Annotated in this window: 25 protein-coding genes, 1 tRNA gene and 1 pseudogene; 13 read left to right on the top strand and 14 right to left on the bottom strand. The window is 61.5% G+C overall.

The genetic code is table 11. The features are described from left to right. Window positions 1-4 precede the first annotated feature (4 nt). From metF to BW989_RS07660, 4 genes are all read left to right on the top strand, one after another. Window positions 5-835 (top strand): methylenetetrahydrofolate reductase [NAD(P)H], encoded by an 831-nt coding sequence (gene metF, locus BW989_RS07645; protein WP_076586982.1) that lies wholly within the window; start codon window positions 5-7, stop codon window positions 833-835. Window positions 836-928: 93 nt separating this feature from the next. Next, window positions 929-1,546 (top strand): hypothetical protein, encoded by a 618-nt coding sequence (locus BW989_RS07650; RefSeq protein WP_076586984.1) that lies wholly within the window; start codon window positions 929-931, stop codon window positions 1,544-1,546. Window positions 1,547-1,630: 84 nt separating this feature from the next. Continuing rightward, entirely contained in the window at window positions 1,631-2,203 is a 573-nt protein-coding gene (locus BW989_RS07655; protein WP_076586986.1) for a hypothetical protein, read from the top strand. A gap of 62 nt (window positions 2,204-2,265) precedes the next feature. Then, window positions 2,266-3,177: a branched-chain amino acid transaminase gene (locus BW989_RS07660; RefSeq protein WP_129582864.1), complete on the top strand. Its 912-nt coding sequence runs from the start codon at window positions 2,266-2,268 to the stop codon at window positions 3,175-3,177. 60 nt (window positions 3,178-3,237) lie between these two features. Here the strand turns inward: BW989_RS07660 and BW989_RS07665 are convergent, their stop codons facing one another. The 6 genes and pseudogenes from BW989_RS07665 to BW989_RS07690 form a co-directional block, all read right to left on the bottom strand. Then, complete coding sequence (locus BW989_RS07665; protein ID WP_076586990.1) at window positions 3,238-4,572, bottom strand: sensor histidine kinase; 1,335 nt, start codon at window positions 4,570-4,572, stop codon at window positions 3,238-3,240. Next, a complete protein-coding gene (locus BW989_RS07670; RefSeq protein WP_076586991.1) occupies window positions 4,559-5,242 on the bottom strand; it encodes a response regulator transcription factor in 684 nt (227 codons plus the stop codon). The genes BW989_RS07665 and BW989_RS07670 overlap by 14 nt, the downstream gene beginning before the upstream one ends. Window positions 5,243-5,455: 213 nt before the next feature. Beyond that, a pseudogene (gene rimK, locus BW989_RS07675) lies at window positions 5,456-6,313 on the bottom strand (30S ribosomal protein S6--L-glutamate ligase); the annotation flags it as partial. After that, a complete protein-coding gene (locus BW989_RS07680; protein ID WP_083688383.1) occupies window positions 6,310-6,756 on the bottom strand; it encodes an ATP-dependent zinc protease family protein in 447 nt (148 codons plus the stop codon). The gene BW989_RS07680 and the pseudogene rimK, both read right to left, overlap by 4 nt. Window positions 6,757-6,805: 49 nt before the next feature. After that, window positions 6,806-6,879 (bottom strand) — tRNA-Gly (locus BW989_RS07685). Between the two features lie 62 nt (window positions 6,880-6,941). Continuing rightward, entirely contained in the window at window positions 6,942-8,810 is a 1,869-nt protein-coding gene (locus BW989_RS07690) for an autotransporter domain-containing protein (RefSeq protein ID WP_076586993.1), read from the bottom strand. A 129-nt stretch (window positions 8,811-8,939) separates the two neighbouring features. Between BW989_RS07690 and thiS the strand changes: the two genes are divergently transcribed. The 5 genes from thiS to BW989_RS07715 all read left to right on the top strand — a co-directional run bounded on the left by thiS (window position 8,940) and on the right by BW989_RS07715 (window position 13,187). Further along, complete coding sequence (thiS, locus tag BW989_RS07695; protein ID WP_076586995.1) at window positions 8,940-9,140, top strand: sulfur carrier protein ThiS; 201 nt, start codon at window positions 8,940-8,942, stop codon at window positions 9,138-9,140. A gap of 265 nt (window positions 9,141-9,405) precedes the next feature. Next, on the top strand, window positions 9,406-9,624 hold the full coding sequence (locus BW989_RS07700) for an HP1242/YdcH family protein (RefSeq protein ID WP_076586996.1): 219 nt from the start codon (window positions 9,406-9,408) through the stop codon (window positions 9,622-9,624). 131 nt (window positions 9,625-9,755) lie between these two features. Further along, window positions 9,756-10,550, top strand: a complete 795-nt coding sequence (locus BW989_RS07705) for a thiazole synthase (protein ID WP_076586998.1) — start codon at window positions 9,756-9,758, stop codon at window positions 10,548-10,550. A gap of 1 nt (window position 10,551) precedes the next feature. After that, window positions 10,552-11,319, top strand: coding sequence for a tRNA (guanosine(46)-N7)-methyltransferase TrmB (trmB, locus tag BW989_RS07710; protein ID WP_076587000.1), 768 nt, complete (start codon window positions 10,552-10,554; stop codon window positions 11,317-11,319). 29 nt (window positions 11,320-11,348) lie between these two features. Further along, window positions 11,349-13,187, top strand: a complete 1,839-nt coding sequence (locus BW989_RS07715) for an SLC13 family permease (protein WP_076587002.1) — start codon at window positions 11,349-11,351, stop codon at window positions 13,185-13,187. A gap of 3 nt (window positions 13,188-13,190) precedes the next feature. On the opposite strand, the gene BW989_RS07720 is transcribed toward BW989_RS07715, so the two are convergent. Beyond that, on the bottom strand, window positions 13,191-13,520 hold the full coding sequence (locus BW989_RS07720) for a Rieske (2Fe-2S) protein (protein ID WP_076587004.1): 330 nt from the start codon (window positions 13,518-13,520) through the stop codon (window positions 13,191-13,193). A 77-nt stretch (window positions 13,521-13,597) separates the two neighbouring features. Here BW989_RS07720 and BW989_RS07725 point away from each other — a divergent pair, with 77 nt between their 5' ends. The 4 genes from BW989_RS07725 to BW989_RS07740 all read left to right on the top strand — a co-directional run bounded on the left by BW989_RS07725 (window position 13,598) and on the right by BW989_RS07740 (window position 16,622). Further along, window positions 13,598-13,882 (top strand): hypothetical protein, encoded by a 285-nt coding sequence (locus tag BW989_RS07725; protein ID WP_076587006.1) that lies wholly within the window; start codon window positions 13,598-13,600, stop codon window positions 13,880-13,882. A 12-nt stretch (window positions 13,883-13,894) separates the two neighbouring features. Further along, window positions 13,895-14,632: a fumarylacetoacetate hydrolase family protein gene (locus BW989_RS07730; RefSeq protein WP_076587008.1), complete on the top strand. Its 738-nt coding sequence runs from the start codon at window positions 13,895-13,897 to the stop codon at window positions 14,630-14,632. A gap of 60 nt (window positions 14,633-14,692) precedes the next feature. After that, window positions 14,693-15,094 (top strand): large-conductance mechanosensitive channel protein MscL, encoded by a 402-nt coding sequence (gene mscL, locus BW989_RS07735; protein ID WP_076587010.1) that lies wholly within the window; start codon window positions 14,693-14,695, stop codon window positions 15,092-15,094. Between the two features lie 88 nt (window positions 15,095-15,182). Further along, window positions 15,183-16,622: a M20/M25/M40 family metallo-hydrolase gene (locus tag BW989_RS07740; RefSeq protein WP_076587012.1), complete on the top strand. Its 1,440-nt coding sequence runs from the start codon at window positions 15,183-15,185 to the stop codon at window positions 16,620-16,622. A 1-nt stretch (window position 16,623) separates the two neighbouring features. Here the strand turns inward: BW989_RS07740 and BW989_RS07745 are convergent, their stop codons facing one another. The 7 genes from BW989_RS07745 to BW989_RS07775 form a co-directional block, all read right to left on the bottom strand. Beyond that, window positions 16,624-17,418 (bottom strand): TrmH family RNA methyltransferase, encoded by a 795-nt coding sequence (locus BW989_RS07745; RefSeq protein WP_076587014.1) that lies wholly within the window; start codon window positions 17,416-17,418, stop codon window positions 16,624-16,626. Beyond that, window positions 17,415-20,549 carry an efflux RND transporter permease subunit gene (locus tag BW989_RS07750; RefSeq protein ID WP_076587016.1) on the bottom strand — a complete coding sequence of 1,045 codons (3,135 nt, stop codon included), beginning with the start codon at window positions 20,547-20,549 and terminating at the stop codon, window positions 17,415-17,417. Before BW989_RS07750 ends, BW989_RS07745 begins: the two co-directional genes overlap by 4 nt. Next, entirely contained in the window at window positions 20,546-21,631 is a 1,086-nt protein-coding gene (locus tag BW989_RS07755; RefSeq protein WP_076587018.1) for an efflux RND transporter periplasmic adaptor subunit, read from the bottom strand. The genes BW989_RS07750 and BW989_RS07755 overlap by 4 nt, the downstream gene beginning before the upstream one ends. A gap of 193 nt (window positions 21,632-21,824) precedes the next feature. Further along, entirely contained in the window at window positions 21,825-22,829 is a 1,005-nt protein-coding gene (locus BW989_RS07760; RefSeq protein WP_076587020.1) for a class I fructose-bisphosphate aldolase, read from the bottom strand. A gap of 106 nt (window positions 22,830-22,935) precedes the next feature. Next, a complete protein-coding gene (locus BW989_RS07765) occupies window positions 22,936-23,547 on the bottom strand; it encodes an energy transducer TonB (RefSeq protein ID WP_165688573.1) in 612 nt (203 codons plus the stop codon). A 55-nt stretch (window positions 23,548-23,602) separates the two neighbouring features. Next, entirely contained in the window at window positions 23,603-25,069 is a 1,467-nt protein-coding gene (gene pyk, locus BW989_RS07770) for a pyruvate kinase (protein WP_076587024.1), read from the bottom strand. A gap of 69 nt (window positions 25,070-25,138) precedes the next feature. Beyond that, complete coding sequence (locus BW989_RS07775) at window positions 25,139-26,311, bottom strand: phosphoglycerate kinase (RefSeq protein ID WP_076587026.1); 1,173 nt, start codon at window positions 26,309-26,311, stop codon at window positions 25,139-25,141. Window positions 26,312-26,326: the final 15 nt, after the last annotated feature.

Here is a 26,326-nt window from a genome sequence, read left to right on the forward strand (position 1 = left end):
GGTGATGGCCAGCGTTCCACTCTCTTTCGAGTTCTACCCACCCAAGACAGACGACCAGGCCGCTCAGCTTGATCGCACGCTGGGCAAGCTGAAGGCGTACTCGCCGGAGTTCGTGTCATGCACGTTTGGCGCGGGCGGCTCCACACTCAGCAACACCTCGGAAACCGTGCGCCGCATGCGTACCGAGCACAAACTCGAAGGCACACCGCACATCACTTGTGTCGGCGGAAGCCGCGAGGAAATTCGCGCCCTGCTCAAACTGTATCGCGCCCTGGGCTGCCGCCGCATCGTGGCACTGCGTGGCGATATGCCCTCAGGCATGATTGGCCAAGGTGAATTTCGTTATGCCAATGAGCTGGTCGAGTTCATTCGCAGCGAACATGGCGATCACTACCACATCGAAATCGGTGCCTATCCGGAAACCCATCCGCAGGCACGTGATGCGCAATCGGATCTCATCAATTTCAAGCGCAAGGTGGATGCGGGTGCAAACAGCGCGATCACCCAATATTTCTACAACGCGGATGCGTACTTCCGTTTTGTCGATGATGTGCGCAGGCTTGGCATCGATATCCCGGTGGTGCCCGGCATCATGCCGATCTCCAACTTCACCCAGCTGCGTCGGTTCTCGGAAGCCTGTGGTGCGGAAATCCCGCGCTGGGCAGAGCAGCGCATGCGCGGCTTTGGTGATGACGTGAACGCTGTGCGTGAATTCGCCACTGACATGGTCGCCGCGATGTGCGAACGACTGATTGATGGCGGCGCACCTTCACTGCACTTCTACACGTTGAACATGGCAAAACCAACACTGAACGTGCTTGCCAGAATTCGCTGAAGTTAGTCGATATTCACGAAAACAAGGCGTTTTGCCACAACGCGTTGACGCAGGCATGGGGAGGATGAGCGCATCCTCCGTTGAGTGCCCCCCATGAAACTCACGCATACCTTGTTGTTGTCTGCCATCGCAACCGTCTGCCTACTCTCCCTCCCCAAACTTGGCGGCATGGGTGAGGCGCATGCTGGCGTGCAGAAGTGCGTGGGCACCGATGGGGCGGTGACCTATACCGATGGTGCTTGCGGCACGATAGGCACACCGGTGGCATTGCCAATGCATGTGGCGCGCGCTGTCGCGAACGAGGCTGACACCACCATCGAATATGACGCGAGCGGTAGCGTAACCGCCCCGAGCCGCTTGGGGCCACGCAGTCCTCAGGCGGGTTGTGCACGCAGCCCGGATCAATTGCAGGCAGACATCGGCTATGCGTTTGCCAGTCGTGACGTAAACCGTATTGCCGGCAACTACCACTGGGTTGGCTTGAACCAGCGCGATGCACGCGTAATCTTGAGCAAACTTGAAAGCATTGCCGATGATCGCGTCATTCGCAGCGAACTTTTCGCAAGCGACCTCGTCCAAGCCTTTACCAATACTCCTCTGGCATCAGGCGATTTAGCGAATGCAGGCTTCCTACAACTCGCGCTGGCCAATGGCACCCCTATCCAGATGAAGGTCACGCAATACCGCGGCTGTTACTTCGCTCGTTTCTGACAACCGGCGTGATCGCACACGCTCCAGCCTGAACCTGTACAAATCAGCACTTGCGCGGCCAGCGTCAAGCGCTAGATTGACGGAGTGAAGTCGCCCGTCGCCCTGTTTGTGTTGCTGATGCCGGTTTGCTTGTGGGCGCATGATGCGCATGCACAGCAGATTCGGCGCTGCACGACGCAAGATGGCGGCACAGTAGTAACCGACAAGCCCTGCGCCGCCATCGATGCCGTTGACCGCATGCCTCGCCTGCCCTCTGGCAATGGCTACCTAAGGCGACCCAGTCGAAATATTTGCGCCCGCAACCTAGACGACCTGAGTTACGAGGTCGCCTATGCCATCGACCTGAAAGATGCCAACCGGCTAGCTGGCGTGTATCACTGGGCCGGGATGGATGCAGACCAGGCTTACAAAGTGCTGTCGCGACTGGAAAATTTGGTAAGGCGCCCCTTGGCCGATATCGGCCCGTACGGAGGCGGCATCCAGGGAGAACCCACCTGGCGCGAAGATGCAGAGGGCAACCTGATCCCCGTCTACCCCAAACCCCGGGCACCGACCGGGCTGAAAATCGAGCAATCGATGGGCCAAGACAATATCCGCACTGCCCGCACCGTGTTTGGTCTGCGCCGCTACATGGGCTGCCTCTGGATCAGCTTCTAGGCACCGGTTTGCCGCCTGCCGCCACACAGGCGAAAATGCATGGTCCTACGATGGAGTGCGCCATGAACTACCCCGATTGGATCTGGCACAACGGTCAGATCAAGCCTTGGGCCGAAGCCACCACCCATGTCATGTCGCACGCCCTGCACTACGGCTCCTCAGTGTTTGAGGGCATCCGCAGCTACGACACGCCCAATGGCCCGGCGATTTTTCGCCTGACCGACCACAACAAGCGCCTGTATGCATCGGCTCGCATCTACGACATGCCGATGCCCTACTCGCTCGACGAAATCAACGCTGCATGCCGCGAAGTACTGAAGAAGAACGGCCTCGGTGTCGCCTATCTGCGCCCGTTCGCTTATCGCGGGCTGGGCGGCTTTGGTCTCTCGGCGGATACGCCCGTCGATATGTCAGTCGCTGCATGGAAGATGGGCGCGTACCTGGGTGAAGGCGTGCTGGAAAACGGTATCGATGCCTGCGTGTCCAGCTGGCAACGCTTTGCACCCAACACCATCCCGGCTGGCGCCAAGGCGGGCGGCAATTATCTGTCCGGTCAATTGGTCGCACGCGAAGCGCGCCGTCTTGGTTTTGGCGAAGGCATCGCCCTCGCATCGACCGGTTTGTTGAGCGAAGGCGCTGGCGAGAATTTGTTCCTTGTCTTCAATGGCGAATTACACACCACGCCGATCAGTGCAGCACTCCTCAACGGCATCACCCGCAACACCATCATGACCCTGGCGCAAAAGGCCGACATCAAGGTGGTCGAACGCGACATCCCGCGCGAATACCTATACCTGTGCGATGAGCTTTTCATGTGCGGCACGGCGGCGGAAATCACCCCGATCCGTTCGGTCGATGGCCGTGTGATTGGTGAAGGCGTAGCCGGCCCGGTCACACGTCAGATGCAGAAGTTGTTTTTCGGCTTGTTCGATGGCTCAACGCCCGACGAGCACGGCTGGCTGGAATACGTCTGATCAACCAAATGAAAGCGAGAACGCCGCCTCGAATAGGCGGCGTTCTCGTTTGAGCCAGGATCAAGTAAATGACAGAGTGGCGATGACACCGCGCTCAGCGCCCGGCACCACGCGTACGTTCCAGCCATACAAATCACACAGGCGGCGCACGATCGACAAGCCGATGCCGCCCCCATGAGTATGTTCGGCATGTGCACCGCGAAAGCCCCGTTCAAACAGACGCGCTGCTTCCTCCGCCGTCAGGCCGGGGCCCGAATCGATCACGTCCACGGTTGATGTATTCACGCGCACCACCACTTCTCCGCTGGTGGTGTACTTGACTGCATTGCCGATGAGGTTGCCCAGCGCCACACTGACTGCCGCCTCGGGCGCATCGACCACCAAGCCAGGCGTGCCTTCCAGACGCAAGTCAAGCGACTTGCCGCGCAACTGCAAACGGTGCGTCTCCAATAAATGATCAGCCAAACGAGCCACATCGGTCGCACCATGCCCACGTTCGTTGCGTGAGAGCTGCAGCAAGGCGCCGGTGAGGTCGGTGCCGTTCTCCTGCGCACGTTGGATCCGTAACAAGCGTTGGCGGGTCTTGTCATCCAGATTGTTCTGCGAAAGGAGCAACTCGGTTGCACTCTTGATGACGGCCAATGGTGTGCGCAATTCGTGGCTGACGTCAGCATTGAATTCGCGGTCGCGCTGCACGACATCCGTCAGGCGGTCGGAATAGTCATCCAATGCACGCGCCAACTCGCCCACTTCGTCATCTGCAAAATGGGGGGCCAAGTCTTCCGGATCGGAACTGCTGCCGGATCGACGCAATCGACGCGCCAGATCGGTCACCGGGCTCATCACCTTGGATGCCGACCACCAACCAAGCACCAATGAAAAAACTCCGAAGATGAGCACCGCAAAGAACAGCCCTTGCGTGATGCGGCCCTCGGCGCGCACTGCCTCCGCACTGTCATAGGCCAGGAAGAACCACGCCTTGTCTGTCTTGCGCACGGCCAGCATGTAGGGCGATGGGGCGTTGTTTTCATCCATGCCGATCATGGGGTGGATGCCGTCGGGGAGCATCGCCCACTCCGGGCGACTAACTCTCACACTGTCGAATTTGTCCGCCGGGTAAACGAACGCCTTCATGTTCGATACGGGCGGCGCGATGTCCGGGTTGCCGGTGCTCTGGTACTGCAAGGCGGCGTCGTTGATGTTCTTGTTCAACATCTCCTCAACCAGCTGGTTCTGCACGCTGGTCCGCACTTGTTCGGTCGCAATGGCGAACAACAACGTCAGTCCGAATCCCAGAAGGAAGAAGGACCAGATGATTCGGCTGCGCAGCCGACGGCGGCGGCGCGGCACCTGAGGGCGCACGCTAGCCCCCGTTTCGACCTTACTGTCCGTCATCCGGCGGTGCGATGCGGTAACCGATGCCATGGCGCGTCTGGATCAACGGGGTCTCGAACGGCTTGTCGACCACGCTGCGCAGGCCATGGATATGCACGCGCAGCGAATCCGAATCCGGCAGCTCCTCACCCCACACGCGCGTTTCAAGTTCTTGTCGCGTCACCACGGCCGGACTCGCTTCCATCAGTGATTGCAGGATCTTCAGCGCGGTCGGGTTGAGCTGCAGCAGCTTGCCTTCGCGGCGCACTTCCAGCGTGTCGAGGTTGTATTCGAGGTCGCTTACCTGCAGCTCGCGGCTCTGGATGCCCTTGCCGCGACGCGACAAAGCATTGAGGCGAACTTCCACTTCCTGCAGGGCGAAGGGCTTGATCAGGTAATCGTCAGCGCCCGATTCGAAACCGGCTAGCTTGTTGTCCAACGTGTCACGCGCGGTCAGCATCAGGATCGGCGTCTGCTTGCGTGCGTCGTTGCGCAGCTTGCGTGCGACTTCCAGACCGTCCATGCCGGGCAAGTTGAGATCGAGCACGATTGCATCGAACTCATTGACCACCGCCAGATGCAAGCCAGTGACACCGTCTGCAGCAAAATCGACGGTATGACCGCGGTCTTCAAGGAAATCACCCAGGTTGGCGGCAATGTCCTGGTTGTCTTCAATCACCAGAATGCGCATGCAAATACTCCAAGGCGGGCACAGGGATGGGCTCGCGATAACAGGATTCTGTCACAACCGGCCGCGCTTGCCTTTCGCGGGACTTGCACTGCCAGCCTTCGGTTTGGGGCCTTTCGGCTTGGCTTTGGCCTTCGCCTTGGTGGTGCCCCGTTTGGTGGACTTTTTGGCTGGCTTGCGATTGCGCTTGAGCGAAGACGCCGCACCACTGGCAAAGACATGGTCGATGATGCTGCCGGCGATATCCAGGCCGGTCGCGCGCTCGATGCCCTCCAAGCCCGGGGATGCATTCACTTCCAGCACCAAGGGGCCACGATCGGAGCGGATCAGGTCCACGCCGGCGATCCCGAGCCCAAGGACCTGCGCCGCGCGCAATGCGGTCTCGATTTCATGCTCGCTCGGCACGACACCCACTGCCGTACCACCACGATGAAGATTGGATCGAAAATCGCCGCGCGCCGACTGCCGCTTCATCGCGCCCACAACATGACCGCCAACCACGAAACATCGCAAGTCGGCCCCTTTGGCTTCGCGGATGAACTCCTGCACCACGAATTGCGCGTACAGGCCGCGTAGCGCTTCGATGACTCCGCGTGATGCCGACAGTTTCTCGGTCAGCATCACGCCTGCACCTTGCGTGCCTTCGTTCAACTTGATCACGTGTGGCGGCGGGCCCAGCATCGACAACAAATCATCGGTGTCGTCCGGGTTATCACCGAATACCGTGGTTGGCAGACCAATGCCCTGCGCTGCCAGCAATTGGTGCGCACGCAGTTTGTCGCGCGCCTTGAGGATCGCATCGGATGGGTTCGGCGTATCCGCACCCATCAACTCGAATTGGCGCAGCACTGCGCTGCCATAACGTGTGATCGATGCGCCGATGCGAGGGATCACGGCGTTGTAATCGGCCAGCGGCGCACCCTTGTAATGCATGTCGAAGCCTTCGCTGCTGATATGCATGTAGCAACGCAAGGGATCCAGCACGCGCACGGTATGTCCGCGCACGCGCGCCGCTTCGACCAGACGCCGGGTGGAATAGAGCTTGCCGTTGCGAGAGAGGATGGCGAGTTTCATCGCGGCAAGCGCCTACGGTTGTGTAGCCATGAGCGTGACGCATCAATCATGAAGGCATCCTGCATGGCGGTGCGACCCAACAGCATCGGAAAGCGCATGCGGCGCCGGTCGGCCAGGTTGACCTCGATATCGCGCACAACGCCGGCAAGCTCAAGCCGGGTCAGGATGAAGGGGCGCAGGCCCCGATGGCCGCCGGAGTCGGTGACAACGCGCTCGTCGACCAAGGGGGATGCCGCTTCGACCAACCCGCCATCGGGTCGACCGGTACGCAGACGGAAGCCAAGCCACGGCGCGCCCGCTTCGACAAAGCGCCACTGTTCTTCGACATGCAGGCAGGAACTTCGCGCACCGGAATCGACTTTCACTCGCAAACGGCGGATGCCCAGCTGCGGCAGGTCCACGCGTTCTCGCCAGCCGAGCACCACACGCGACGCAATTTCCATCTCGACCTCGACGAAAAACGGCGATCCGAAGGGATCGCCGTTACTGAACTGGAGCGGGTGAAGGGAATCGAACCCTCGTCGTAAGCTTGGGAAGCTTCTGCTCTACCATTGAGCTACACCCGCGAGGGCGGAAGTCTATGCCGCCCCCGGCGCGCTTTGCAAACGCACCGGGGAGGTTTCGATCCTCAGAATCGCTTGCCGACCGAAAGATAAGTAGACAGGTTGCTGCCGCCCACGTGGCCGACCGTCACCGAGCTGCCACTGAGCACGTCCAATCCCCATACTTGGCTACGCACACCATAGGTGAGCGTCACGTACTCGTCATCGAACTTCGGCGCCGGCACGGCGAAGGGCATCGTGCCCGGCAGCGAAGTCACCTGCGCGTAGGCCTGCGCCGGTGCGTCCTCGAATTCGCGGTCCATCGTGGCGCGCGCAAACAGCTGGAGGTGCTCCTGCAACTGGAAGTCGGCCTGCCAGCCCAACGAGCCTTGCAGTGAATCGAAACTTTGATCCGGGAAGGCCAAGGCGGTCGAGAGCTCCGGCTGCGACTCGGTATAGCCATCGACGTCGATGCGCTGCGACAACAGGCGAGCGACCGGGCCATGGCTGAGGCGACCATGCTCGAACCGCCAACCGCCACTGACGCCCGCACTCAAGTTTTCACCACTGGCGGAACCGGAATGCGTACGCATCGCCGGGCCCAGCCAGACATCGCGATCCACATCAAAGTCCAACTGCGTCCAGCCGATGTGACCATCGACCCAACCCGATGCGCCATGCCAGCCCACATGGCCGCCGATGCCAGCTTCTTTCTGCTTGTAATCGCCGCGGCGTGCGCCGTAATCCAAGCGCTGCTGCCCGATGTTGCCAAACACACCGTACACAAGTGCGTTAGAACGACGATCGTAGCCGGCCGTCAGGGTCAAACCGCCACCGTCAAAACCATCACCGGCCATGCCGCGCTTGTAGCGCTGGTTGTCATAGCGGACATCGCCCCACACGCGACTGCCGTCCACCCCCTGGCGCGCATCCAGATGGTCGGCCAGCATGTCGGCACGCAGGCGACCGATGTTGGCGGCGGATTGCGGCAGGATGGCGATCTGGCGCGGCCCTTCGATCGTGGCCACGGCGTAATCGGACAAGATCTTGTGCGCCGCCGTGGTCGGATGCACGCCATCGGCGAAGGCATAGGCTTGCGCTGCATCCGGCGTCACGTAGCTGGTCGGGTTGCAGGTCAAGGACTGCGCGGTGATCTGCGGCTGGCAGGCCGTGCCGGTGACGTTGCGGATGTTGTAGGCACCAGGATCGGCCACGACTTCACGTAAGAATGTGAAGGTATTGAGCGGAATCACCCGCAGGTTCTGTGCTGCCAGTGCGCTGAACAGGGCGTTGTTGTAATTGGTCGCCAGAGCGGTGCCCTGCGCCGATGCGGCCGCACCCTGCGCGCGGAAGCCGGGCGTGATGCCCAGGTCCGGAATGGTCGGGACCAAAATGTATTGCGCGCCTGCCGCCTGCAGTCGACCGACGATGCCAACTTGGGCGCTAACGGCACCACCAATGATCGTCGGCGCCGATGCAGGCGTGGTGACTGCGAACAAATCATTTGCCCCCCCCCATACCGTGTAAAGCGCGTTGGGGTTCGCCTTCCCACCGGTACGTGCCAGATAAGCCGTGACCTGCGAATTGAGCGAAGGCGTGTAACCCAGTGCACCCACAGAGTCGGTGCCAACACGTGCACCGCCGACGGCGTAGTTGCTGCCGGTATCAGCGCGCGGCGTGGCACCGGTCGCGAGCCATGCGGTCGATGCATTAGTCCCGTAGTAATCGGCCAGGTACTGCGACCAGACCAGGCCTGGATTGGTGGTGAATTGACCCGTGACCGGCTGTGCGGAAGCCGGCAGCAGTGGTCGGAAGAAACCGGCATCGGTCAGGCTGTCGCCGAAGAACACCGTTTCTTCGAAGGTTTCGGCACTCTGGGCGAAGGCGGGCGAGGCGACCAGTGCGAGCGCGGTGGCGATGGTCAGGCAAAGCGGGTGGCGTGCGTAGCGAGTCATGGTGCGTTTGGCCGTTGGTCGGAATGGCACCCCGATACTTCCACGCCATACGCCAACGTACAAGTCGCGCCGCAGCAGCATCCCATTACCCCTGCTGGCATTCGAGCGAGCAGGCCCCACAATAGGCACATGGACATTCGACTCAATGGCGAGACCCGCACCCTGCCCTCGACGCAAACCTTGCAGCAATTGGTCGAAGCAGAAGGCTTGGCCGAGCGCCGCGTGGCAATCGAGGTCAATGGTGAAATCGTGCCGCGCTCGCGCCACGCCGAGCACCTGTTGCGCGATGGCGACATCGTCGAAATCGTGCATGCGTTGGGCGGCGGCTGAGACTTCACGCGGACAACGAAAACCAAAAGAAAAACGGCCACTTACCGTCATCGCTACGCATTCAGCGACCTTCCCAAAGCCGTCGATGAACGGTCACGTTTTTACGTTGCAATCGTCGCTCGGCCGGGAGTAAGGTGGATCTGCCGACGCGGCTTATGCCGGTCTGCTCCGGATGCCCTGATGCCGCGGCTTGGTGCCGCCCGCCCGCATCCCCTGCGATCGGTCTGCCGTGTTGGCCCCCATTCGCCACGCAAGGAGACTTTGCATGTTCGAAGAGCGTTCACCCAGTGAAGTGGATAGCCTGATGAAGCACAGCGTCGAGTTCAGGCAACTGTATTTCCATCATCAAGAACTCGACAAAAAGGTCAACGATGCCGAACTCGGCGTCCTGCCACTCGGTGACATGGAATTGACGCAAATGAAGCGCGAGAAACTGGCCGCCAAGGAGCGCCTGATCTCGATGGCTAACCGCATAGAGGCCTGACGTAACGCAGGCTTTCCCGCATAGCCACCAGGATGAGGTGGCTGTGCGGGCCGGGGTTCATCGGTAAACCCCATCACGCCTAGAGCGTCCCGTAGCTCGTGCCCACGTCGCCGCTGGGCCATAATTCACGGATGCAGACCTTCCCCGACCCCAAGCCGCTGGTGATCGCCGGCAAGACCTATCGTTCGCGCCTGTTGACCGGCACCGGCAAGTTCAAGGATCTCGAAGAAACCCGCGCCGCGACCGAAGCCGCGGCTGCCGAAATCGTCACCGTGGCCATTCGCCGCAGCAACATCGGGCAAAACCCGGGCGAGCCCAACCTGCTCGATGTCATCCCGCCGGACAGGTACACCATCCTGCCCAACACCGCGGGTTGCTATACGGCCGAAGAGGCGGTGCGCACCTGCCGCTTGGCACGCGAGCTGTTGGACGGCCATAACTTGGTGAAACTCGAAGTCCTGGGCGACCAACGCACCCTGTATCCCGACGTCGTGCAGACGCTCGCCGCCGCACAGACACTGGTCGATGACGGCTTCGAGGTCATGGTCTACACCAGTGACGATCCTCTCCTCGCCAAGCGCCTGGAAGAGATCGGCTGCGTGGCGGTGATGCCGCTGGCTGCGCCGATCGGCTCGGGGCTGGGCGTGCAGAACAAGTACAACCTGATCGAGATCGTCGAGAACGCAAAGGTGCCGATCATCGTCGATGCGGGCGTTGGCACCGCGAGTGACGCGGCGATAGCGATGGAACTCGGCTGTGACGGCGTGCTGATGAACACCGCAATCGCCGGCGCGAAAGAGCCCGTGCGCATGGCGCATGCGATGAAGCTGGCGGTGGATGCTGGCCGCGAGGCCTTCCTTGCTGGCCGCATCCCGCGCAAGCGTTTCGCCAGCGCGTCCTCGCCGATTGATGGCTTGATCGGCTGAGATGACCGACCCTTTTTCCAGCGAAGGCGCGAAAGCGCCACCCAAGCCGTTCACGGTCGAGGAAGGCAAGCGCCGTGTGCGCAGTTTCGTGTTGCGCCAGGGCCGCTTCACGCCCGCGCAGCAACGCGCCTTCGATGCGTTGTGGCCGCGATTCGGACTGAATTATGTGGGCGAGCCACGTGATTTTGATGCAACGTTCGGTCGCAGCGCAAAACGCATCATGGAGATCGGCTTCGGCAATGGCGAAGCGTTTCGTTTTTCTGCTGAGCTGGACCCTGATCGCGATCACATCGGTATCGAAGTGCATGCACCGGGCGTCGGTCGCTTGCTCAACGCGCTGGATGCCGACGATGCACGCAACGCACGCCTCTATCACCACGACGCGGTGGAAGTACTGGAGAACGAAGTAGCCGACGGCAGCCTCGACGAAATCCGCATCTACTTCCCCGACCCTTGGCACAAGAAGCGCCATAACAAGCGTCGCTTGGTAAACCCAGAGTTCGCCGCGCTGCTGGTGCGCAAGCTGAGTCCCGACGGTCGCCTGCATCTTGCCACTGACTGGGCGGACTACGCCGAGCAGATGTGGGACGTGCTGGATGCGACAGCCGGCATCGTCAATCGCGCCGGCCCGCGCGGCCATGTGCCGCGTCCCGACTGGCGACCGCAGACGCATTTTGAATCTCGCGGCCAACGTCTGGGGCATGGTGTCTGGGACCTGCTCTACGATCGTGACGGCAGTGTCGCGCCATCTTCAGCACCGGCCCGCTAAGCTGCCCCGAACTCCGACTCCCTGACGCGATGGACACCGCCCTTACTCTCACCACCGACATGAAGCTCGTCCTCGGGCTGGTGGTGATGACGATGGTCCTGTTCTTGTTCGACCGCCTGCGCGCGGATCTGGTCGCGCTGGTGGTACTGGTATTGCTCGGCCTGACGGGGCTGGTGGCGCCCGAGGATCTGTTCGGCGGGTTCGCCGGCAACGCGGTGATCAGCATCATCGCAACGATGATCCTGGGCGCAGGGCTTGAGCGCACAGGCGCGCTTAATCGACTCGCCGGTTGGCTGCTCCGACGCGCCGACGGCAGCGAACGCAAGCTGCTGTTCCTGACCAGCGCGGTCGCGGGCCTCAATTCTTCGATCATGCAGAACCCGGCGGTGATGGCGCTGTACCTGCCGGTCGCTTCGCGCCTGTCCGCGCGTACCGGCGTCGCACTCTCGCGCATGCTGCTGCCGATCGCGGCCGCCATCGTGATGGGCGGCGGTTTGACGATGGTCGGCAACTCACCGCTGATCCTGCTCAACGATTTGCTGATTTCGGCCAATGCCAACCTGCCCTCTGGCGCAGTCTCGCTCTCACCGCTCAAAATGTTTGCGCCGCTGCCGATTGGTCTGGCGCTGCTGGTGTTATCGCTCGTGTATTTCCGCTGGCAGGGTGATCGCGTACTCAGTCATGAAGGCGACAGCGGTGTCACCCCGGGCCGCACGCAAAGTTATTTCGCGCAGGCTTACGGTATCGATGGCGATGTGTTCGAGCTCACCGTCAGCGCCGACAGCCCACTGGTCGGCATGACCTTGGGCGAAGCCGAAGCACTAACCGGCGCACCATTGGTACTGGCGTTGAAATCCAGCGAAGAAGCGCGCCTCGCGCCGCCCGCCGAAACGCGCATCTGGGTCGGCGACGTGATCGGTGCAATGGGCCCGCGTGAGGCCATCGCGGATTTCTCACAGACCAACTTCCTGCGCATGAGCTCGCGCCTGCGCCAGTTTGCAGATCTGTTCAACCCGAGCCGCGCAGGCATCGCCGAAGCCGTCATCCCGCCCAACTCGCGTTTCATCGGCAAGACGGCCAGCGATCTGCAGCTACGCAAAAAATATCGTCTGAGCCTGCTCGCGGTGAATCGCGACAAGGAAGTAATTCGCGACGGCGTGCGCAAGTTGCCACTGCGTGCGGGTGACATGCTGGTGCTGCACAGCATTTGGCGCAGCCTGGGCGATGCAGCATCGAAAAAGGATTTCGTCGTCGTCACCGATTACCCGAAAGGTGAGCAGCGTCCGCACAAGTTCAAGATCGCCATGGGCATCTTCGCGGTGACGATGTTGATCGCGCTTTCCTCGCGCATCCCGGTACCGATCGCGCTGATGACCGGCGTCGCCGGCATGTTGCTGGCGGGCGTGCTCAACATGGACGAGGCCTATGCCTCGATCAACTGGAAGACCGTGTTCCTGATGGCCTGTCTGATTCCACTTGGCTGGGCGATGGATTCTTCCGGCGCTGCCGCCTGGATCGCGGGCCATACGATCGACAAGATTCCTGAAGGCACGCCGCTGTGGTTGATCGAAATCGCGCTGGCGATCTTGACCGTCGCGTTCTCGCTGGTGGTCAGTCATGTCGGCGCGACCATCATGATGGTGCCGCTCGCCATCAATCTGGCGCTCGCTGCAAACGGAAACCCGATGGTGTTTGCGTTGATCGTGGCGTTGTCCGCCTCCAACAACTTCATGACCGCGACCAATCCGGTGATCTCAATGGTGGTCGGCCCCGGCAACTACAGCCAGCGTGATTTGTGGCGGCTTGGCCTGCCGCTATCGCTGCTGTACACCGCCGTGATCGTGATGATGGTGAACCTGCTCTGGTGACGGTCAATCGCCTGCAGGAACCACTTCGCCATCGCGCACGGTGACATCGACCGGCTGCAAGGATTGGCCGCGACACGGCCCCGCTACGCATTGACCGCCCATCAGTTCAAAGCTGGCACCATGCACGGCGCAGACCAGCAGACCATCGCGACTCTTCAGGAACTGCCCTGGTGCCCAATCCAGGCGGCGACCGGCATGCGGGCACACATTCAGCCAAGCGCGTACACCATCGCCATCGCGATGCACGATGACCGATTCGGCTAGGCCATCGACCGTCATTTCCGTTTCGACGAATCCGCCTGATTCAATCATTTCCAGCTTGATTCCCGACATCGTTTAACGCGCTCCTTACATCTCGACCGGCGCCTCGCCGGATACTATTCCACCCGATTCCTGGGCTGGAGTCTTCGATGTTCGCACAGTGGTTGCACCATCCGCATGTCACCCGGTTACAGGCGCGTTTCGCCGCCCGTCGGCCGCGCAATGCCTTCGCACGCGTGCTGGTTGCATTGGTTGGCGTTGCACTCTTGTTGATTTTGCTGGTGCTGGGTGCCGTACTGGGCGTGGCGATGCTGATAGGTGCGACAATTTGGCGCGCACTGCGTCAACGTGGCCGCCCGCAAGCGACCCCCGGGCGCGTGATCGAAGGCGAATATCGACACGCACGCCACGGCGTGCTGCCGCACCCTCACTGAGCTCACCGCAGCATGACTGACATCGTTCCTGCGCATGCGCCGGTGTGTCTGGACGTGCAAGGTGCGGCGGATTTGGGCGATGCTGCTTTCCCGATTCGCCGCATCTACTGCGTGGGGCGCAATTTTGCTGACCATGCGCGAGAGATGGGCGCCGAAGTCGCCGCATCGAAAGCCGAGCGCGGCACTCCGGTGTTCTTCCTCAAACCGGCGGATGCGGTGGTCACCGATGGTGTGGTGCCCTACCCGCCTGGCACCGAAGACCTGCATCACGAAGTGGAACTGATCGTCGCATTGGGCACCGACGCGCCGTCCGGCATACTGGACCGCGTGAGCGCCGAATCGTTGGTATTGGGATACGGCATCGGCCTGGATTTGACCCGCCGTGATTTGCAGGCCATCGCCAAATCCAAAGGGCTGCCCTGGGACACTGGCAAGAGCTTCGATGCCTGTGCCGTGGCCAGCCCACTGCTGCTGACATCCGAACTACCGGACATCGATACGCTTGGGCTGTCCTTGCAAGTCAATGGCGAACTGCGCCAGCAAGGACGCTTCGTCGATTGGGTATGGGACGTGCCCGACATCCTGATCGAACTCTCTCGCCTGTATTCACTCAAAGCCGGCGACCTTATCTACATGGGCACGCCGGCGGGCGTTGCCGCCCTGCACCCGGGCGATCACTTCATCGCCGCCTTGGACGGCACTGACCTGCGATTGCAAGGCACCGTGGTAGATCGCCGCTCAAACCGGTAAGCTGAATTTGCCGCGCGTCACAGTTTGCGGCCTCCATTCCAAACAATAAGAGAACACAACATGGGCATGATCAGCGAATTCAAGGAATTCATCTCCAAAGGCAACGTGCTCGACCTGGCGGTCGGTGTGGTCATCGGTGCGGCCTTCGGCAAGATCGTCACGGCATTGGTGGACGGCATCATCATGCCCTTCATCAGCATGATCACCGGTGGCGTCAATGTCAGTGATTGGAAACACGTGATCACGCCTGCACAGATCGGCGCGGACGGCAAGGAAATCGCCGCCGAAGTCGCCATCAAGTACGGCGCGTTGTTCCAAACGATCATCGATTTTTTGATCATCGCGTTCGTGATTTTCCTCGTGATCAAGGCCTACAACCGTATGCGCGCACCGGCTGCAGACGCTGCACCGCCGGAAGACGTGCTGTTGCTGCGCGAGATTCGCGATTCGCTGAAGAAGTAATCGCCATCTAATCCGCCATTCGCTGGCGGATGCGGCATCGAAGCCACGCGCGTTATGCTCGTGGCTTCGTCGTTTCTGGAACCTGCCGATGCATGTCGCCCGATTGTCGTTGTCGCTGGCTGCCGCCCTCGCCCTATCCGCCCCGTTGTCATTCGATGCACAGGCGACATCGCCCATCATGAGTGAAGGCAACAACGGCGTATCGGCTGCAGCCATGAAGCAAGCCGACATCCTGCGAGAAGCAGCCCTGCACGATGAGACGGCATGGCATGTGCTGGAGTCACTGACAACGGAAGTAGGCCCGCGTGTGGCCGGCAGCGAAGCCGATGCACGCGCCGTCACTTGGATGGTCGCGAAGTTCAAGGCTCTCGGCTTCGACAAAGTATGGACCGAGCCGGTGACGTTCCCGAAATGGGTGCGTCGCAGTGAGTCGGCCGCCATTGTCGGCGCCAGCGCACAACCGTTGCATGTGACTGCGCTGGGCGGCAGCGCCGGTGGCATAGTCACGGGCGAGATTGTCCGCTTCGCGACGCTCGCTGAGCTGGAAGCTGCACCTGCCGGCTCGCTGACAGGCAAGATCGCCTTCCTCGATTACCGCATGGAGCGCATGAAGGATGGCAGCGGCTACGGACCTGGTTCGCGTGGTCGCAGTCGCGGCCCTTCTGCAGCGATCCGTGCCGGCGCAAGTGCGTATCTGATGCGTTCGGTAGGCACCGATGACCATCGCAATCCGCACACCGGCATGACGCGCTATGACGAAGGCTTGACGCCTGCGCCCGCCGCCGCTGTCTCCAACCCCGATGCTGATCAACTGGCGCGCTTGTTGAAGCGCGGTGCGGTGCAGGTCAAGCTGGCACTTGATTGTGGATGGGATGGCGAATACACCTCGCAGAACGTGATCGCGGAAATCCGCGGCCGCGGCAAGCCCGATGAAGTCGTGGGCATCGGTGGTCACTTGGACTCTTGGGATTTGGGCACCGGCGCGATCGACGACGGCGCGGGCATCGCGATCACCACTGCTGCGGCGCTTCTCATCAAGCAGCAGCCGATGCGCCCGTTGCGCACCATTCGAGTAATTGCCTTCGCCAACGAAGAGCAAGGACTGCATGGTGGCCGTGCATATGCCGAGGCACACAACGCAACGGTGGCGAAGCATCAAATCATGGCGGAAAGCGACTTCGGTGCCGGTCGCATCTACGCGATCACTTTCAGTGAAAGTGGGCGCGACAGCGCAGCCGCTAAACAGATCGAAACGGCATTGGCGCCACTTGGCATCACGCCGGCGACCGAAGGTGGACCCGGGCCTGACGTGATCGCTTCGGCGCAGAACGGTGTGGCCTGGGCGGAACTGCAACAAGACGGCACTGACTACTTCGATCTACACCACACGCCCGACGACACGCTCGACAAGGTGGATCCGGAGGCGCTGAAGCAAAATGTCGCCGCATACGCGGTTTTCGCTTGGCTGGCGGCGAATGCTAGCGACTCTTTTGGTAGCGCGCCAAAAGCGGCCGAGACGGCACGCTGAGCTACTCGCGTCGACTCGTCCAGGCAGCCAACAACACGGCCGTCGCGGAGGCGACATTGAGACTTTCCACCGCGCCCGTGCCTGGAATGGATACGCGGCGGTCGCAACGCTGTGCAAATTCGCGATCCATGCCTGCTTGTTCGGCTCCCATCACGTAGATAAGGCGTGGCGGAAGCGGAGATGCAAACACATCCTCACCGCCATCGACCAAGGTCGCAGCCAATACGAACCCTGCACGATGCAAGGCATCGGTGTTCGATATTGCATCGCCCATCTGCACCCACGGCACGGCTTCTGCGCCGCCTTCCGCCACGCGCGCCGCCGCCCCCGACAATTGCAAATCACTCAACGCAGGCACCAGCAAACCCGCCACCCCAAAGTGCGCAGCACTGCGCAGGATCGCGCCCAGGTTATGCGGGTTGCCCACACCATCCAACCACAGCCCGCACGCCGGGCCATCGCCCAATCCTGCCAACCAGTCATCGAAGCGCATGGGCACTTCACGCAACACATCGGCCACAACACCTTCGTGATGAGTGCTGGCGGCCAGCTTGCGCAGATCGTCCTCGCCTACGATGCGATAACCGATGCGATTTGACGCGCACCACTTCAATATCGCCTTGAGGTCCGGGACACGCGACTCGGCAAGATAAAGCTTGCGGAATGCTTGCGGGCGCCGCTCGAAAGCGGCTTGCACGGCATTGAATCCGTACAGACGCAATTCCTTCGATTCAACCGATGGCGTCACTTGCGTGGCAACGCTTTTGGTGCGTGCTTTATCCCACGGCGAAGTCATGCGTGGCCACCTGCTTGTGGCGTTTCGGCATCCAGCTCATCGAGCTTGCGCGACAAAGCCTCCGGCGATTTCGTACGCGGTGCGAGCAGCGCATAGAATGCAGGTACCACGAAGAGTGACAACAAGGTGGAGAACGCGAGGCCGAAGATCACCACCACGCCAATCGTGCCGCGGCTGGCGGAACCCGGACCACCTGCCAACACCAGCGGGACCGCGCCCATGATGGTGGCGATGGACGTCATCAAAATGGGGCGCAGACGTACGGAGGCCGATTCGACGATCGCCTCGTGCACGCTGCGACCGGCATCGCGCAATTGATTGGCGAACTCGACGATCAAAATGCCATTTTTAGCTGCCAAGCCCACCAACATCACAATACCGATCTGAGAGAACAGATTGAGCGTGCCACCACTGACCCACAAACCTATCAGCGCACCCAGCACGCCCAACGGGACCGTCAGCATGATGACGAGTGGATGGACGAAGCTTTCGAATTGCGCAGCCAAGGCCAGATAAACAATCAGAAGCGCCATCGCGAAGGTCAGCAATACTTCGCCACCCGACTGTTGCAGCTCGCGCGACTCGCCCTTCCAGCTGATCTGCGCATAATCAGGCAGTTCTTTATCCGCGATGTCCTGCGCCCACGCCACGGCATCACCCAGACGATACCCCGGCGCGAGGCCAGCAGAGAGCGTGATCGAACGCAGGCGATTGAAGCGGTTGAACGTGGCCGGCTCGGCGACTTCGCGCAGCGTGACGAGATTGCCGAGCGGAATCAGCGCGCCATCGCGTCCACGCACCTGTAATGCATCAAGGTTGGCGATCGAAGCACGTGCGTCGCGCTCGGCTTGCAGCATCACGTCGTATTCTTCGCCGTTGTCCACGAAGGTGGTGACGCGCCTACCGCCCATCATCGTTTCAAGGGCGCGACCGATTTCCGTCGCAGTGACACCCAGATCAGCAGCGCGTGTCTTGTCGATAATCACGCGCATCTGCGGCCGTGTTTCCTTGTAGTCGGAATCGGGGCCGGTCAGGCCCGGGTTTTCTTCCATCTTCGCGAGGAGGATGTCGCGCCATTGCGCGATCTCGGCGTAATCCGGCCCGCCCAGCACCATTTGAAACGGCTGCCCACGCGTACGCACCAGGCCGCCACCGACTTGGGTGCGCACGCGCACATCGGTCAGGCCAGCGAACTTCTTCTGCAATTCGCCTGCGACTTCCGCCGTCGACTGATCACGCTTGCGCCAATCCTGCAGGAAGATGATCGCGCGGCCGGTGTGCATTTCCTCACTCGCACCCCAACCACCCGGAACGCGCGGATTTGCACGGACGATCAACTTATCCTCACCGACCTCGCCGGCAAGAATCTCTTCGACCTGTTTCATGCGCTGCACGGTGTAGTCGTAGCCGGCGCCCTCGGGGCCATCCATCGACAAGAAGAATGAACCGCGATCTTCCGCAGGCGCCAACTCGCTCGGCAAGAGCTTGAACAGCGCAAACATGCAGACCACGCAGACCACCATTGCCGCACCGAAGAAACCGATGCGATGCACGTGCCGATCCAGGATGCGGCGATAGCGGTTCGCTACCTTGTCGAAGCGCGTGTTTAGCCAGCGGCTGACGCGGTTTTCCTTCACCGCATGTGGCCCGGTGTGCGGCTTGAGTAATTTGGATGCCATCATCGGCGTCAGCGTCAGCGCGACGAAAGCAGAGATCGCCACGGCTGCGGCCAATGCGACCGACAACTCGCGGAACAATCGCCCAGTATTGCCTTGCAGGAAGCCTACAGGCAGGAACACCGCGATCAATACGGCCGTCGTCGCGAGCACAGCGAATGCGACCTGCGCGGTGCCGCGCTTGGCCGCGACCAAGGCTGGCTCACCCAAATCGACACGTCGCTGGATGTTCTCCACCACCACGATCGCGTCATCCACCACCAGGCCGATACACAGCACCAACGCCAGCAGCGTCAGCAAGTTGATCGAATAGCCAAACACCCACAGCGCGATGAACGCGGCGATCAGACAAACCGGTACGGTCACCGCGGGCACCAAGGCCGCGCGCATGCTGCCCAGGAACAACCAAATCACGATCAACACCAAAATCACGGCTTCGATCAGCGTCGCGTAGACGCGCTCGACCGCACTGTCGATAAACATGGTGCTGTCGAAGGCGACATAGATTTCTGTACCTTTCGGCAGACCTTGCTGGATGCGCTCCGCAGCCACCTTGGCCTCGTTGGCGACATCCAGGCTGTTCGCCGTCGATGTCTTGACGATGCCAAGCCCCACGGCTTCCTCGCCATTACTGCGGTAGTACGAACGGCGCTCCGCCGATTCGAGGCGTACCTTAGCGACATCACCCAGTCGCACCACGTAACCATCATCGCCACGTCCGATTGGCATGGCCGCGAAAGCTTCGTCACTGGTGTAGTCACGCGCCACACGCAGAATGAAATCGCGATCTTTTGATTCGATACGACCTGCACCCAGCTCGACGTTTTCCGCACGCAGCGCAGATTCGACATCGGCCGTGGTCAGCCCACGCGCTGCCAACGCATCACCATCAAGCCATACACGCATCGCATAACGCTGGCCGCCACCCAAGCGTACCTGCGCAACGCCCGGCAAGCTGGAAAGTTGATCCAGCACATAGCGTTCGGCGTAGTCCGTCAACTGCAGGCGATCCATCGTGGCCGAGCGCAGGTTGAGCCAGAGAATGGCGTCGGAGTCGCTTTCGACCTTGCTGATTTCGGGCGGATCGGCTTCTTCGGGCAAGCGGTCGGCGACACGACTGACCGCGTTGCGCACATCATTGGCCGCGGCCTCGATGTCGCGTGTGGCGAGAAATTCGATGCTGATGTCGGAGCTGCCGTTGCGACTGCGCGACTCGATGGTGTTGATGCCCTCGATACCCGAGAGCGCATCTTCCATCGTCTGGGTGATGCGCGTTTCGATGACGCTTGCCGATGCGCCCGGGTAGTTCACATCCACCGAAACAATGGGCGGATCAATCGCTGGCAATTCGCGCAAGGTAAGCCGCGTGAACGCCATGATGCCAAGCACGACGAGCAGCAGGCTCATCACCACCGCCAGCACGGGGCGGCGGATCGAGAGATCGGACAGCTTCATCCTTTCGCCGCCGCAGCTGCCGGGGCTTCGCTCGCCTGGGTCACCTTGTCGCCCGCTTTCAACTTACCGACGCCCGCGGTGACGATGCGATCACCTGCTGCCAGGCCCTTGGCCACCATCACCTTGCCGGGGACGCGACCACCGACTTCAATCTGCGCTTTCTCGATGCTGCCGTCTTGCTTCACGCGCCAGACGAAGGTTTCGCTGCCGACCTGCTGCACGGCGATCTCCGGGATCACCAACGCAGGTGCTTCGCCGCGGGCAAGACGCACTTCCATCAACATGCCCGGCTTCAAGGCGCGATCCGGATTGGGGAAGTCGGCGCGCACCGTCGCCGCACGGCTGCCTTCGTCGATGCGTGCAGCCACGGTCGATACCGTGCCATCGAAGCTGCGTCCCGGCCATGCGGTGGTCGTGGCGGTCACGGCTTGGCCCTCGCCTGCACCGGCGATCGCGCGCTCCGGCAGGGGAAAATCGACGTATACGCGCGAGACATCATCGAGTGTGGCGATGACCGTGCCCGGCGTCACCAATGCACCCGGGCTGACCTGGCGGATGCCCAGCACGCCGGCAAACGGCGCGCGGATCACCCGGTCCGACAAATTCGCACGGATTTGCGCTACTTGCGCACGCGCGGCATCACGCGTGGCTTGCTGGCTATCCAGCGATGCGCGCGCGATGAGTTGTTGCGAGGCCAATTGCGCCTGACGCTGGTACAACTTCTCGGCTTCGGCCAGGGCTGCTTCCGCCGAGCGCAATGCCGCGATCTGCTGCTGACCGGTGAGCGTCACCAGAGCCGCGCCGCGACCAACCTGTTGTCCGCTTTCAAAATGCACGCGCTGCACGGTTTCACTGACCTTGGCGGTAACCTCGACCGATTCCCGCGCTTTCACCGTGCCGAGCGCCTGCACCTCATCGACCCAGCGTTCTTGGCGGACGGATTGGATACCGACGGGAACGGCCTGATTGCGGTCAGCACCTTGGCTGCCTGCCTCTTTGCCGCCACCGCATGCACCTAATACGAGCAGCGACGACAACAGGACTGTGCAGGCGGCAGCCCGCGGGGAATGATCGTGGCGCATGCATTCATCGCACGTGGGGATGCATGATTGTAGCGAGCCCGGATCAACGCCCCGTGTGCCATCGGGCATGGCTCTGCACTGTCAACCGCAGCCGATCGCAAGCGTTACGCTTGGATCACGCAAGCCTATTTTTCGTGCTCATGAAAAACGCCGGCACAAGGCCGGCGTTTTCGTCAGGCAGAGGTGGCGGGACTTAGCCTTCCCACTTACCCAGTGCAGCCAGGCCATTAGCCTTGGCGCGGTCGTACACGGTGGCCTGCGCCTTATCCCAGTTCCCGGTCATGTCCTGCGCCCACAACTTGAGCGCGGCCTGCTGCATCGCGCGGCCATAGGAGAACGACAGCGGCCACGGATTCGGGCCCATGCGGTTCATCGCGTCGAGGTGCGCGGTGGCAGCCTCATCCGACTGGCCGCCGGACAAGAACACGATGCCCGGCAGGATCGCCGGCACGGTGGACTTGAGGCACATCAGGGTGGCTTCGGCCACTTCCTCGACACTGGCTTGCTCCGGGCAATCCTTGCCCGGAACGACCATCGAGGCCTTCAGGATGGTGCCTTCCAACATCACGTTATGCTGATACAGCGCATCGAACAGCGAACGCAGGGTCACTTCAGTGACTTCGTAGCAGGTCTCGATGTCGTGGTCGCCGTCCATCAGCACTTCCGGCTCAACCATCGGTACCAGGCCCTGCTCCTGGCACAGCGCGGCATAACGGGCCAGCGCATGGGCATTGGAGTCGATGCAGGTGCCCGACGGCGTGTCTTCACCGATGGTGATGACCGCGCGCCACTTGGCGAAGCGGGCGCCCAGCTTGTAGTACTCGGCCAGACGCTCACGCAGGCCATCCAGGCCTTCAGTGATCAGTTCGCCCGGAAAACCAGCCAGTGGGTGGGTGCCCTTGTCGACCTTGATACCCGGGATCATGCCGTTATCGGCCATAAACTTGGCGAACGGCACGCCGCCCTTGGTTTTCTGGCGGATGGTCTCATCGAACAGGATGGCGCCGGACAGGTATTCGTTGGCCTTCGGCGTGGTAAGCAGCAGCTCGCGGTACGCGCGACGATTTTCTTCGATGTTCTCAATACCCACGCCGGCGAAACGTTTGGCGCAGGTGCCGGAGGATTCATCGATGGCGATGATGCCCTTGCCCGGGGCGACCATGGCGCGGGCGGTTTCAGCGAGTTGTTCGATGCTCATGAATTGTCCTGCAGGCTGGAGGCTTAAAGCGGGAATTATACCGCCAGACGTGGCAACGCCCCCTTTTGGGGGCGTTTGATGCCTGGCAGATGCATCCTGCCGATCGTTACCTGCCGCGTCGCTCTGATCTCGACATGACGGCAGCGGCCTGTCCGCGCATGCTGGCCAGCGTGTCGTTGTAATTACCTTGCGCCACCATGGACTGACGAAACTCCCGGTCGGCCTTTCGGTGGCCATAATGGACAGCCAAGCTGGCGATACGACACCGATCCGCCAAGCCTTCCGTCGCGCCACTGCCCTTGAAGGCGATGGTCGCGACCGTCTGAACGGCTCCGCTGACCTCGGCATCCTTCGGAACGAAACGCCATTGCGACACCGCATTGGCTGCCGCACCGGCGAAACTTTCAAGATAGCGTTTTTGCTGCTCGGCGGCGGCGCGATCGCTACTCCATGCGTTGAGGATGCGAAAATCGCTCGTGGTCCCATCGGGCTTGACCGTGTAGCCCAAAGCAATACACACATCATCCCCGGTATTGACGTACGTCTGGGGATAACCCGGCGCTGCCAACACCGCCCCCGGTGCTAGATCGAAACTTTTACCCAAACCACCTTCTTCAACGATGCGCGCACCATTGTTTTGCGCCATCAATTGTCCCGATGCCAACACCATGGCTGCGAAAAGGATTGCTGCTGGTCTCACGACACGTGCTCCTTGCAATGGGTGTCACCCGAGTTAACGCCTAGTCCAGAGGCGGGTCAAGCTGATGTCGCATTCATATTTTTCCCAGCCCTCGCGCAGCGCCGTTCTCGCCTACTTCCAACAAACGTAATGTATTGGTCGCCCCATGCTGCTCCATGGTGTCGCCACTGGTGAAGACCACACGCTCGCCTTCCATCAGAACGCCAGCATCGAACAGGCGCTTCACTGAACTCACCGCTGCATCGCGCGCGCCCAAACCACGACTGTCGAAATTGATGGGAAACACATCGCGCATCAGGCTCATTCGGCGTCGTGCATCGGCGTGGCGGGTGAAGGCGTAGATCGGCACAGGCGAGCGGAATCGCGACAGATAGCGCGCGGTGCCGCCCGACTCAGTCATCGCGAGGATGCCAGATACCGGGATGTGCTCGGTCAGGAACATGGTCGCCATGGCGATGGCGTGATCGACGCGTTCCAGGCCGCGTTGGGCCTGCTCGTAGTCGGTGTCGCGATCAAATTGCTTTTCCGCACCGATGCAGATGCGGGCCATTGCTTCGACCGCAAGAACCGGGTAACGACCCGCCGCGCTTTCCTGTGACAACATCACTGCATCGGTGCCATCGATGACGGCGTTGGCGACATCGAGCACCTCTGCGCGTGTAGGCATCGGTGAGTCAACCATCGATTGCAGCATCTGCGTCGCGGTGATCACCACCTTGTTGCGCTCGATCGACTCCTTGATGATCTTTTTCTGCAGGCCGGGCAGCGCGGCATCGCCGATCTCCACACCCAGATCACCCCGCGCCACCATCACCACGTCACTGGCATCGACGATTTCGGTCAGATTCTCGATCGCTTCCGCCCGTTCGATCTTGGAGACCAGCGCTGCATTTGAGCCTGCCGCGCGCGCGGTGCGTCGTGCATCCTCCATGTCCTCGGCATTGCGACAAAACGATACGGCGATGAAATCGACGCCGATCGAGGCCGCCACGCCAATCAGTTCACGATCACGATCAGTGATCGCGCCTAACGACAGGCCTCCGCCACGCTTGTTCAAACCCTTGCGATCAGACAGCACCGAATCGTTCAGGACGACGGTCTTGATGCGCTCGCCTTCCACTGATTCCACACGCAACTGCACCATGCCGTCATCAAGCAAGAGCACGTCACCCGGGATGACATCGTCAGGCAAACCAAGATAACTAACGCCGACTTCGTGCTGGGTGCCGGGCTCGGGGTTTTCGCGTGCGACCAGATCGAAGCGATCGCCTGCACGCAACGCCACCTTGCCCTCGACAAAACGCTCGACACGGATTTTGGGGCCAGGCAAGTCAGCGAGAATGCCGATCTCGCGACCCGCGCGCGCCGCAGCTTCACGCAGGGCGTGTGCACGCTGCACCTGCGAGGCGGGGTCGCCGTGCGAGAAATTCAGACGCACGCAATCCACGCCAGCGGCGATCAACGCATCCAGCACCCCGGGGGCGTCGGTCGCGGGGCCCAGCGTGGCCAGAATACGGGTACGGCGACGGTAATCACTCATCCAATCACTCCTTTTCCCGCACGCTAGCACGGCGCCATGTCGGTCAGCACCGCATACGATTGCAATCGATCAGGCGCGCGCCTTCAGTGCGGCGACGGCCGGCAGCTCCTTGCCTTCGAGGAACTCGAGGAAAGCACCACCGCCGGTCGAGATGTAGGAAACCTCATTCTCGATGCCATACTTGTCGACCGCGGCAAGGGTGTCGCCGCCACCGGCGATCGAGAACGCGGGCGACGCGGCGATGGCGCGGGCCAATGCCTCGGTACCGTGACCGAAGGCGTCGAATTCGAACACGCCAACCGGGCCGTTCCAGACCACGGTGCCGGCCTTCTGGATCAGTGCCGCGTACTGTTTGGCGGTCTCAGGGCCGATGTCGAGGATCATGTCGTCCGTACCCACCGCATCGACCGACTTCACGGTGGCAGATGCATCCGCGGCAAACGCCGGCGCGACGACCACATCCACCGGCAACGGGATGTCGGCGCCGCGCGCCTGGGCGTCGGCCATGATCTTCTTCGCGGTATCCAGCAGATCCATCTCGACCAGCGACTTGCCGACGCCATGACCCATGGCGGCGATGAAGGTGTTGGCGATGCCGCCACCGACGATCAACTGGTCCACCTTGCTGACCAGTGACGAGAGCAGTTCCAGCTTGGTGCTGACCTTGCTGCCGGCAACGATGGCGAGCAGAGGTCGCGCCGGGTTATCGAGCGCCTTGGCCAACGCATCGAGCTCGGCCATCAACAGCGGGCCGCCCGCAGCCTGCCTGGCGAATTTGATTACGCCATGGGTCGATGCCTGCGCACGATGCGCGGTCCCGAACGCATCCATGACGAAGATATCGGCCAGGTCGGCGTACTGCTTTGACAGCGCTTCGCTGTCCTTGCCTTCACCGACATTCATGCGCACGTTTTCCAGCAAGACGATCTGCCCCGGCGCGACATCGACGCCACCAAGGTAATCCTTCACCAGTGGTATCTCGCGACCCATCAGCTCAGACAGGCGTGCGGCCACTGGCGCCAGCGAATTCGCCTCGCTCCATTCGCCTTCTGTCGGCCGGCCCAGATGCGACATCACCATCACCGCGGCACCGGCCTCCAGCGCGGCCTTCAGCGTGGGGATCGAGGCGGTGATGCGTTGGTCGGACGTCACCTTGCCCTCCGCGACAGGCACGTTCAGGTCTTGCCGGATCAGGACACGTTTGCCCGAAAGATCGAGGTCGGTCATGCGGAGAATGGACATGCGCGGGCGCTCCAA

Source organism: Solilutibacter tolerans (genome assembly GCF_900155935.1).
GTDB classification, from domain to species: domain Bacteria; phylum Pseudomonadota; class Gammaproteobacteria; order Xanthomonadales; family Xanthomonadaceae; genus Solilutibacter; species Solilutibacter tolerans.